Here is a 3,136-nt window from a genome sequence, read left to right on the forward strand (position 1 = left end):
CTTGGGTAATTTTTGTGAATGCATCTTCGCCATTAACTGCTTTAGTAATCTTATAGTTTTGCAGATAAAGATGGTTGACCAAAACCTGAAGATTTACTGGTTCATCATCTACAATCAAGATTTTCAATGCTTTCATAGTTGGTGGTGATAAGGTCTGATCAGACATCAGGTGATCAGACATCAGGTGATCAGACATCAGGTGATCAGACATCAGGTGCTCAGATATCAGGTGCTCAGAGTCACTTGCCATTGCCAAATAATTCTGAACCTTGGAAACTTCCTCTCGCTGTTTCCTCTCTACTTTACCTGTTGATATCGGTAGGGTGAAACTAAACCGTGAGCCAAGGTTTGGGGTAGACTCCACATCAATATCTCCGCCGTGGAGCTGCACCAGTTTTTTAGTAACGGCTAAACCTAACCCCACTCCTCCATATTTCCTATTAATGGAGCCATCTCCTTGTTCAAAAGCTTCAAAAATTCGGTCTAATTTATCAGGTGGGATACCAATCCCTGTATCAGAAACGGTAATTTTAATATAAGACGTTACCACCTCTGCTGATACTTTAATCATACCACGTTCAGTAAATTTAATGGCATTACCCACTAAATTATAGAGAATCTGTTGGAGTCGGTTTTCATCAGCATCCACAGGGGGAATAGATGAGGAAACTTGATTAATCAATTGTATATTTTTATTAGCCACAAGGGGACGAGATAGCAATAAAACAACTTCTGTTATTTCTCGCATCCCCACTGGCTTTATTTTAAGGTTAATTTGTTTATGCTTGAGGGCAGAAAAATCTAGTAAATCGTTAACAAGCTGAGTTAACCGTTTGCCACTAGATACAATCAGAGAAAGATTCGATGCTGTTGAATGGGATAACTCACCTGTTGCTCCATCAATCAAGGATTCAGCAATGCCAATAATACCATTCAGAGGCGTTTTAAGTTCATGAGATGTGTTGGCTAAGAATTCATTTTTGAGCTGATCCATTTCCTGAAGAGCAGCGTTCTTAGTTTCTAGCTTCTGGTTATATTCCTGTAGCAGTCGCCTGGTTTCAGCAAATCGTCGTTCTAAAATTAATCCTAAGGATAAGATAAACAGCAACATTCCCCAAGGATAGAATCGCTGATACCAATTTTCCAGTTCAAAGCGATAAACTAAAATATCATGCATTCCTCCTAAAACCAGGATAGATAATCCTGAAATAAATAGTTTCGCATAATAGTTTTTCTGAGTGATAGCTATAGGAATAGCATGGAGCAATAAAATTATTGTACTAGTCAGGATCAGGTAGTGATCAATATATATGTCATACAACCAGGAACTGTTGTAGATAACAATTAATCCTAAAGAAATTACGGAATAAATTAGGTGAATTTGCCATAACCGCTGGATAATGGAAAAATAGCCTGAGCCAAATATTTGTTCAAAACCAATAAGGGTGAGAATAGGCAGAAAACAAAAAGCCGTATATCGAGTATGCTCCCAATTCAGGGAATCCTTAAATAATAAGGGAATAATGGTTGATTGGCTAAGGTTGTAAACGCCACTAGCTATGGCTAATAATCCAAAGGCTAGAATTAATCCTTTATCTTGAGACCTGAATAAACAGGTTAAACTAAACCACAGCCCAATTAAAATAAAAATACATCCTAAAACGGTGCTGATTTCGTCTTTGAACAAACACCGAATTACGTTAAATTTAGAACCAATAACTATCCGGTCGAAAAATCCGATGTAAATAGACTGATCAGTCCCGACATAAACATTAATGAACAATGATTTGCCGGAAAAATTTGAATCAAGAGGAACAATTGGCCATTGATACCCGTCACCATTAGCTGGAGGCAATGAGTTGGGGGATAATCGGGTATAAATCAGTTGCTGATCTAAATAAGCTTCTAGTATATTCGGAACTGCTCCGAGATAAAGAGTGGGAGATTGCCATTTACCCTCTGGTAACCTAACCCCTAACCAAACATTGTTTTGCTGTTGATCTTGCTGTGACTTCCATAGTCTTTCTGGAAATGTAAATGGTTGCCAGCAAGGGTCGCTCTTGGCAATCTCGACCTTAGTACAAAGCTTGGCATTCCGGAGGTTATTGATAGAAACATCACCCCAGAGATAGTGCCATCCTTTGGTAATCTCCAATGGCGGCAAGGTTTTAGATGCCTGAGATTGTGCTTGACTAGGTGCGATGGTTAATAGACTAATCAGTACTGATATCAAAAAAGCGCCCAAACACAAGAGGATTTGGGCACGTTTCCAACTAAACATACGTTTCACTGGTATCTGCTGGAGGGGCTATGGGTGAGACCCCCCTCTACTAGTTTAAGTTGGATCAAGGAGCTTGGAAACTGTTTGTTAAACTTTGCTTAAATCAGCCGCTTAGGGTGGATTAGGCGGTGAGTACTTTAGCGGTGCGACCCCGGTCGGGTTTCCCGACAAGCATGAACGCGCACCAAGAGAAAAGCTCACCTTTTCACAGAGCTGTCCACCGTAACCCACCAATATTGAGCGACTAATCACTGTTTTAATATCGGCGTTGCTTAATAATGGAATGATTTTAAGACTTTTGTGGAATGGGCATCTTGCCCGTTCCTGGCGGTGCGACCCGTGGCGAATTTAATTCGACGACTGTAAGCGCACCGGATCTTTTCGGGCGGGCAGGATGCCCACTCTACTCCTATTCAAAAGAAGATTCACCAACGCCGATTATTCAATGTTCAAATACATCTCGATAGTGCAACAAATCGAGAGATACCATAGTTGGTAACGCCTCAAAGCACTGTTGAGCTAGTTCCCAACGGTCTTCCCGTTCCAGCATATTGATCAGTTTTTGCCGCACATTTAACAAGTAGCGTACATCATTAGCAGCGTATTCCAACTGCTGATCGGAGAGATTAGCAACATTACCCCAGTCAGAACTCTGAGCACTTTTATCCAAATCTATCCGTTCTAGCTCTTTGACCAATTCTTTGAGACCATGGCTACTAGTATAGGTGCGGGCTAATTTACTAGCAATCTTGGTGCAGAATACAGGATTGACTTCAATATCTACTGAAACCTTGGGCAAGCATTTGTCATTTGTCATCTGATAGGGAACAGGGAACAGGGAACAGGGAACAGGGA

General features: G+C 40.8%; 1 protein-coding gene and 1 pseudogene. Both read right to left on the bottom strand.

Features of this window, described 5'->3' with window-relative positions:
• Window positions 1-2,281 (bottom strand): ATP-binding protein (locus F6K57_RS41155; protein ID WP_293074840.1); only part of this gene is annotated, 2,281 nt, incomplete at its 3' end.
• Window positions 2,282-2,723: 442 nt separating this feature from the next.
• Window positions 2,724-3,136, bottom strand: a pseudogene (locus tag F6K57_RS41160) (hypothetical protein); the annotation flags it as partial.

It is taken from the genome of Moorena sp. SIO4A5 (assembly GCF_010672005.1).
GTDB lineage: Bacteria > Cyanobacteriota > Cyanobacteriia > Cyanobacteriales > Coleofasciculaceae > Moorena.